Source organism: Micromonospora sp. D75, from assembly GCF_018070405.1.
In the GTDB taxonomy this organism is placed as follows: Bacteria; Actinomycetota; Actinomycetes; order Mycobacteriales; family Micromonosporaceae; genus Micromonospora; species Micromonospora chalcea.
In genome coordinates this window covers 1-7,025 of record NZ_JAGPXV010000305.1, presented here as the reverse complement: position 1 = coordinate 7,025, position 7,025 = coordinate 1, and the positions used below count along the sequence as shown (strand labels likewise).

Genomic DNA, 7,025 nt, shown 5'->3' with positions numbered 1-7,025 from the left:
CCCGGGAACTGGTGTAGATCTTGGTACGAAATGGCCCTCTTGGGGGCCCTGTCGTACCAAGATCTGCGGGCCGCGCCTGGCGTGGCCGCGGTCCCGTGCCCGGTGACGTACTGACTGCGGTTAGGTGCCTGATCGTCGCGCGGGTGTGTCACGGGAGTGTTCGGCCAGCCCGCTCCTCGCCAGCCGCCACGCCGCACGCCCACGTCCCGCGTGATCTTGCAGTTGGCGCCCGAGGGGTGACGGTTTTGTCAGGATTTGCCGGGCACCAAACTGCAAGATCGCGCCTGTGGCGGGGTGGCGGGGTGGCGGGGTGGCGGGGTGGAGCGGTGAGGCATGCGGGGTTGGTTACGCAGCGTGCTTGATTGCGCCTGAGGTGGGGCCGTGGCACCGGGAGAGCGCCCCAGGTCAACGCGGTGCTGCGCCGGTGGCGGCAGAGCAAGGGCGCGGGGTGCGGGAGATGGCGGGGCGAGCGCGCCCTCACGCGCCGTGACAGCGGCGTGAGGGCGCGTTGCGGGCGCGCGGCAGGGCAGGGCGGATCAGGTGTCGAGGTTGCGGTGCCGGCTGCGCAGCTTGAACGGCATCAACGCGCTCTCGATCTTGGTGGCGGTGGTCATCTTCGAGTCGCCGTCGCGGCGCTCCTCGAAGCGGATCGGCACCTCCAGGATGGTGTGGCCCAGCTTGGTGGCGAGGTAGTGCATCTCCACCTGGAAGCTGTAGCCGTTCGACTGGACCCGGTCCAGCCCGATCGCGCGCAGCGCCTCAGCCTGCCAGATCTTGAAGCCGGCGGTCAGGTCACGGATGCGCACGCGCAGCAGCGTGTGCACGTACAGGTTGGCCCAGCCGCTGAGCGCGCGCCGGTACAGCGGCCAGTTCTCGTCCAGCTCACCGCCGGGCACGTACCGCGAGCCGATGACCACCGAAGCCTGCGTGGACAGCAGCGCGCCGAGCATGCCGGGCAGCGCCTCCGGCGGGTGCGACAGGTCGGCGTCCATCTGGGCGACGAAGTCCGCGCCGTCGTCGAGCGCCCGGCCGATGCCGTCCACGTACGCCCGGCCGAGGCCCTCCTTGCCCGGGCGGTGCACCACCGTCACCCGGTCCGGGTGCTCGATGGCCAGCTTGTCGGCGACCTCACCGGTGCCGTCCGGGGAGTTGTCGTCCGCGACCAGCACCTTCAGCCCCGGCAGAGGCAGCGCGAGCAGGCGCTCGACCAGCACCGGGAGGTTGCCCGCCTCGTTGTAGGTCGGAACGACGACGGTCAGGCGCGCATCCCCCCACGGGGAGGGTAACTGCACGGGTTCGATCATCACGGACATCCTCGGTCAGCGGACAGGTTCATCTGAGAGGGTATCCAGTGGGCCGTGCGGCGGCCGCACAGACGCCCCGCCGAGGGATCGATCCCGCTCCGGCTTCTGCCGGGTCGCGATGTCGGACAGCCGGGCCAGCGTCTCCCGGTTGCGAAGATGCAGCACCAGGTCGTTGAGCTTGGTCCGGACCCACCGCAGCGGCCCGGCGGCGAAGTCCTCGCCGATGGTCACCCGGGTCCGGCCGTCCTCCAGCGGTTCCAGAGCGAACGCCACTGTCGCCTCGCCGGCCGGCCACAACCCGGCGCGCAGCACGAGCCGGTGCGGCGCCTGGCACTCCAGCACGGTGGACTTGTCCTGCAGCGAGAACGGCCAGGGCCCGGCCCGGTGGTGCAGGTTGCTGCCGACCCGGGGCCACGTGTCGTCCACGTCCCGCACGTGCACGGTGCCCACCACCCAGTCGCTGTACGTCCACCCGTCCGCGAGCACCTCGAAGACCTGCTCCGGAGGTGCGTCGATCACTTTCTCCACAACCGCCATCACCAACCGGTACCCCGCCCCGGGCCGCCGCTAACGGCGATGCGGGTTAGCTTCTCGGGGGCGGCGGGTATCGCCGGACCGGAACGGTCGTGGCAACGTGTGCGCCGGCACCGGCGGGGCGCGCCTGGCGCCGACGTCGACGTTTACTCCTCGGGGGCTCGGGAACCCGCCGCCCGTGCGACGGGACCAGGAGCGGGATCAGTGCAGGTCAGCCCGGGTTGACCCGGGTGCTGACCGGTTCCCGTCCGGCCTCTACGACGCGGTGCTGCTGGACCGGGACGGCACGCTGATCGAGGACGTGCCGTACAACGGCGACCCGGAGAAGGTACGGCCGGTGCCGGGCGCCCGGGAGGCGCTGGACCGGTTGCGGGCGGCCGGGTTGCGGCTCGCCGTGGTGACGAACCAGTCCGGCCTGGCCCGCGGCTGCTTCACCGCGGACGAGCTGAGGCTGGTCAACGCCCGGGTGGAGGAACTGCTCGGGCCCTTCGACCACTGGGCGATCTGCCCGCACGCGGAAGCCGACGGGTGCGCCTGCCGCAAGCCGGCGCCCGGGCTCGTACACGAGGCAGCCCGCGCGCTCGGCACCACGCCGACCCGGTGCGTGCTGATCGGCGACATCGGCGCGGACACGGCCGCCGCCGCGGCGGCCGGCGCTGCCACGATCATGGTGCCCACGCCGGCCACCCGGGCTGCCGAGGTGGCCGCCGCGCCCACAGTTGCCGCCGACCTGCCGGACGCGGTGAGCACAGTGCTGGCCAGGATGCGCCTCACGGCCGCGCCGCAACGCGCGGGCCGTAACCGCCGGGGCACGGTCCTCGTCGTCCGCAGCGACGCCGCCGGTGACGTGCTGGTGACCGGTCCCGGCATCCGCGCGGTGGCGGCCGGCGCGCAGCGGGTGGTGCTGCTGTGCGGGCCACGCGGCCGGGCGGCGGCCGAACTGCTGCCCGGCGTGGACGAGATCATCGAAGCGCCGCTGCCGTGGATCGACGCGCCCGCCCCGCCCGTCGACCCGGGTGACATGCGCGCGCTCACCGACCGGCTCGCGGCCGTACGCGCCGACGAAGCCGTCGTCTTCACCTCCTTCCACCAGTCCGCGCTGCCGCTGGCGCTGCTGCTGCGCCTGGCCGGGGTGCCCCGGATCAGCGCGATCAGCGATGACTACCCGGGCAGCCTGCTCGACGTGCGCCACCGCGTCCCGGCCGGCGTACCCGAACCGGAACGCGCCCTGTCCCTCGCCGCCGCCGCCGGATTCGCGCTGCCCGGCCACGACGAACCCGCCCTGCGCATCCGCTCCGACCGGCTTCCGCCACCCGCGGCCGAGGCCGGGGCGCCCGGCTACGTGGTGCTGCATCCCGGGTCCTCGGTGGAGACCCGCGCCTGCCCGGAGGAACTGGCCACGCGAGTGGTCCGGGTGCTCGGCGCGGCCGGTCACCGGGTGGTGGTCACCGGCGGGCCGGACGAGCGGGAGCTGACCGCCCGGGTCGCGGCGGCGGGCGGCGTCGACCTCGGCGGGCGTACCGGGCTGGCGGAGCTGGCCGCTGTGGTCGCCGGCGCCGGCGCGCTGGTGGTCGGCAACACCGGCCCCGCGCACCTGGCCGCCGCGCTCGGCGTGCCGGTGGTGAGCCTGTTCGCGCCCACGGTGCCGTTCGGGCAGTGGGGGCCCTACCGGGTGCCGACAGTGCGCCTCGGTGACGCGGCGGCGCCCTGCCGGGACACCCGCGCCACCGTCTGCCCGGTGCCCGGTCACCCGTGCTTGTCGGCGGTCGAGCCGGGCCGGGTGCTGGAGGCGTTGCGGCTGCTCGGCGTGCCGGCGCCGGTGGCGGGCGGGGTGGTCGGATGAACATCCTGCTGTGGCACGTCCACGGGTCGTGGACGACGTCCTTCGTGCACGGCAAGCACCGCTACCTGGTGCCGGTCACGCCGGACCGGAGCCCGTACGGGCTGGGCCGGGCGCGCACCTACCCGTGGCCGGACAGCGCGGTCGAGGTCACGCCGCAAGACCTGCGCGGCGCCGACGTGGACCTGGTGATCCTGCAGCGCCCGGAGGAACTCGACCTGGCCGCCGAGTGGCTCGGCCGCCGCCCCGGACGCGACGTCCCGGCGATCTACGTCGAGCACAACACGCCGAAAGGCGACGTGCCGAACACCCGTCATCCCATGGCCGACCGCGACGACCTGCTGCTCACCCACGTCACCGCGTTCAACGAGCTGTTCTGGGACAACGGCGGCACCCGCACCACGGTGGTCGACCACGGCGTCGTACCGCCCGCCGTCGAATGGACCGGCGAACTCGACCGCCTCGCCGTGGTCATCAACGAGCCGGTACGCCGCTGGCGCGTCACCGGCACCGACCTGCTCGCCCGGTTCGCCGCGCTCGCCCCGCTCGACGTCTACGGCATGAAGGTGGCCGGTCTCGCCGCCCACCTCGGACTGCCCGAGGACCGGCTGACCAGCCACGACGACGTACCCCAGCACGCCATGCACGCCGAACTCGCCAAACGGCGCGCCTACCTGCACCTGTGCCGCTGGACCTCACTGGGCCTCAGCCTCGTCGAGGCCATGACCATGGGCATGCCGGTGGTGGCGCTGGCCACCACCGAAGCGGTGGAAGCCGTCCCGCCGGAGGCGGGCGCGCTGTCCACCCGGGTCGACACGCTCGTCGAGGCCGCCCGTGGCCTGCTGGACGACAGGGAGTCCGCCCGCCGGGCGGGCGCCGCGGCGCGGGCCGCCGCCCGGGGCCGCTACGGCCTGGAGCGTTTCCTCGCCGACTGGGACCGGCTGCTGGAGGAGGAAGTATGCGCATCGCGATGATCTCGGAGCACGCCAGCCCGCTCGCCGTCCTCGGCGGGGAGGACGCCGGTGGCCAGAACACGCATGTCGCGGAGCTCTCCGCCGCGCTCGCGGCCGCCGGTCACGACGTCCGGGTCTACACCCGGCTCGACGCGGTGGACCTGCCGGTGAGCGTCCGTGCCCCGGACGGGTACGAGGTGGTGCACGTACCGGCCGGGCCGGCCGAGCCGGTGGCCAAGGACGACCTGCTGCCGTACATGCCGGCGTTCGGCAACTGGCTGGCCGACCGGTGGCGCACCGGCGACTGGCAGCCCGAGGTGGTGCACGCGCACTTCTGGATGAGCGGGCTGGCCGGGCTCGCCGCGGCCCGCCGCGCGGGCGTGCCGGTGGTGCAGACCTACCACGCGCTCGGCACCGTCAAGCGCCGCCACCAGGGCGCGCAGGACACCAGCCCGCCGGGCCGGGTCGAGCACGAGCGGAAGCTGGGCCGCTCGGTGGACCGGGTGGTCGCCCAGTGCCAGGACGAGGTCGCCGAGCTGGTCCGGATGGGTGTGCCCCGCTCCCGGATGACAGTCGTGCCGTCGGGGGTGAACCTGTCCACGTTCGCCCCGCTCGGCCCGGTCGCCGACCGTGACGGCGGCCGGGCCCGCATCCTCACCGTCGGCCGGCTGGTCGAGCGCAAGGGCTTCCAGGACGTCATCCGGGCCGTCGCCGAGGTGCCGGACGCCGAGTGCGTGGTGGTCGGCGGCCCGCCGGCCGGGCTGCTGGAGACCGACCCGTACGCGCTGCGCCTGCGGACGCTGGCCCGCTCGCTCGGCGTCGCCGACCGGGTGCGGCTGGTCGGCGCGGTCCCCCGGGAGGAGATGGGCCGCTGGTACCGGTCCGCCGACGTGCTCGTCGCCGCACCCTGGTACGAGCCGTTCGGGCTCACCCCGCTGGAGGCGATGGCGTGCGGCGTGCCGGTGGTCGGCACCGCGGTCGGCGGGCTCATCGACACGGTGGTGCCCGGCCGCACCGGCGACCTGGTGCCGGCCCGCGATCCGGCGGCGCTCGGCGCGGCGATCCGGGGCCTGCTCGGTGACCGGATCCGCCGGTTCGCCTACGCCACCGCGGCGCTGGAACGGGCCCGCACCCGCTACTCGTGGGCCACCACCGCCGACCGCCTCACCGAGTTGTACGGCGAGGTGGCCACCGTCGGCCGTCCCACCCGGGTGGTCGCCTGATGACGGCGACCCCGCCGGCCGCCGGCGGCACGCTGCTGGAGGACCATCTGGCGCTGCTGGCCGCCGCGCTGCTGCCGCTGCGGGAGTCGGAGCGGATGCTGGCCCGCTGGGGTGAGGATCTGGCGCAGCGGCTCGCCGCCGGCGGTCGGCTGCTGGTGGCCGGCAACGGCGGCAGCGCCGCCGAAGCCCAGCACCTCACCGCCGAACTCGTCGGCAAACTCCGCCACGACCGCCAACCCCTGTCCGCCATCGCCCTCCACGCCGAAACCAGCGCCCTCACCGCCATCGCCAACGACTACGGATACGACGAAACCTTCGCCCGACAGGTACGCGCCCACGGCCGACCCCACGACATCCTCCTGCTTCTCACCACCAGCGGCACCAGCACCAACCTCCTCACCGCCGCCCACGCCGCCCACCAGACCGGCCTGCGCACCTGGGCCTTCACCGGCCCCGCGCCCAACCCCCTCGCCGACCTCTGCCACGAGCACCTGGCGATCGACTCGCCGGACGGGCAGGTGGTGCAGGAGCTGCATCTGGTGGCCTCGCACGTGCTCTGCGAGTACGTCGAACGGGCGCTGCCGGCGGCCCTCGCCGCCCCGGCGCCGGCCGAACCGGTGCGTACCGGCGTCGAGGTGGTGCTCGGCGACCCGGACCCGGCGGCGCCCGCCGGACCGGGAGGCCGGGCATGAGGGGGCCGGTGGTGGTGCTCGGGGACACGCTGCTGGACCGCGACGTCGAGGGTCTGGTGAACCGGCTCTGCCCGGACTCCCCGGTGCCGGTGCTGGACGAGACCTCCTCCGTCGACCGTCCCGGCGGCGCCGGCCTGGCCGCGGTGTTCGCGGCCGCTCAGGGCGCCGAGGTCGCGCTGGTCACCGCGGTCGCCGACGACGCCGGCGGGGCCCGGATCGGCACGCTGCTCGCCGCCGCGGGGGTGCGGTTGTACGCGCTGCCGCTGGCCGGTGCCACCCCGGAGAAGGTCCGGCTGCGGGTACGCGGCCGGGTGCTGCTGCGCCACGACCGGGGCGGCGCGGCCGGTGTGCCCGGTCAGCCGAGCGACGCCGTGCTGCGGCTGATCGCCGACGCGTCCGCAGTGCTGGTGAGCGACTACGGCCGGGGCGTGGCCGGGCATCCCGCGCTGCGCGCCGCGCTGGCCGCCACCCGGGCGCCC

The 7,025-nt window shown here is 74.7% G+C and carries 7 protein-coding genes; 5 read left to right on the top strand and 2 right to left on the bottom strand.

What is annotated here, in order from left to right:
• Nucleotides 1-536: 536 nt before the first annotated feature.
• Together KBX39_RS18545 and KBX39_RS18540 are read right to left on the bottom strand one after the other, a co-directional pair.
• Nucleotides 537-1,304: a polyprenol monophosphomannose synthase gene (locus KBX39_RS18545; RefSeq protein ID WP_064448755.1), complete on the bottom strand. Its 768-nt coding sequence runs from the start codon at nt 1,302-1,304 to the stop codon at nt 537-539.
• Nucleotides 1,305-1,319: 15 nt separating this feature from the next.
• Nucleotides 1,320-1,841 (bottom strand): SRPBCC family protein, encoded by a 522-nt coding sequence (locus KBX39_RS18540; RefSeq protein WP_307189071.1) that lies wholly within the window; start codon nt 1,839-1,841, stop codon nt 1,320-1,322.
• 262 nt (nt 1,842-2,103) lie between these two features.
• On the opposite strand from KBX39_RS18540, the gene KBX39_RS18535 reads away from it, so the two are divergent.
• From KBX39_RS18535 to KBX39_RS18515, 5 genes are all read left to right on the top strand, one after another.
• Complete coding sequence (locus tag KBX39_RS18535; RefSeq protein ID WP_187693321.1) at nt 2,104-3,681, top strand: HAD-IIIA family hydrolase; 1,578 nt, start codon at nt 2,104-2,106, stop codon at nt 3,679-3,681.
• The gene (locus tag KBX39_RS18530; protein WP_209961133.1) at nt 3,678-4,652 is read left to right on the top strand and encodes a glycosyltransferase; all 975 of its coding nucleotides are present in this window, start codon (nt 3,678-3,680) and stop codon (nt 4,650-4,652) included. The genes KBX39_RS18535 and KBX39_RS18530 overlap by 4 nt, the downstream gene beginning before the upstream one ends.
• Complete coding sequence (locus KBX39_RS18525; RefSeq protein WP_210871704.1) at nt 4,637-5,854, top strand: glycosyltransferase; 1,218 nt, start codon at nt 4,637-4,639, stop codon at nt 5,852-5,854. The genes KBX39_RS18530 and KBX39_RS18525 overlap by 16 nt, the downstream gene beginning before the upstream one ends.
• Nucleotides 5,854-6,546, top strand: a complete 693-nt coding sequence (locus tag KBX39_RS18520) for an SIS domain-containing protein (RefSeq protein WP_043325027.1) — start codon at nt 5,854-5,856, stop codon at nt 6,544-6,546. Before KBX39_RS18525 ends, KBX39_RS18520 begins: the two co-directional genes overlap by 1 nt.
• Nucleotides 6,543-7,025 (top strand): PfkB family carbohydrate kinase (locus tag KBX39_RS18515; protein ID WP_247660346.1); only part of this gene is annotated, 483 nt, incomplete at its 3' end. The genes KBX39_RS18520 and KBX39_RS18515, both read left to right, overlap by 4 nt.

What these genes read in the sequence shown, in the direction of transcription:
- KBX39_RS18545 (WP_064448755.1), bottom strand. Translation starts at nt 1,304, where the DNA reads ATGATCGAACCCGTGCAGTTACCCTCCCCGTGGGGGGATGCGCGCCTG.
- KBX39_RS18530 (WP_209961133.1), top strand. Translation starts at nt 3,678, where the DNA reads ATGAACATCCTGCTGTGGCACGTCCACGGGTCGTGGACGACGTCCTTC.
- KBX39_RS18525 (WP_210871704.1), top strand. Translation starts at nt 4,637, where the DNA reads ATGCGCATCGCGATGATCTCGGAGCACGCCAGCCCGCTCGCCGTCCTC.
- KBX39_RS18520 (WP_043325027.1), top strand. Translation starts at nt 5,854, where the DNA reads ATGACGGCGACCCCGCCGGCCGCCGGCGGCACGCTGCTGGAGGACCAT.
- KBX39_RS18540 (WP_307189071.1), bottom strand. Translation starts at nt 1,841, where the DNA reads ATGGCGGTTGTGGAGAAAGTGATCGACGCACCTCCGGAGCAGGTCTTC.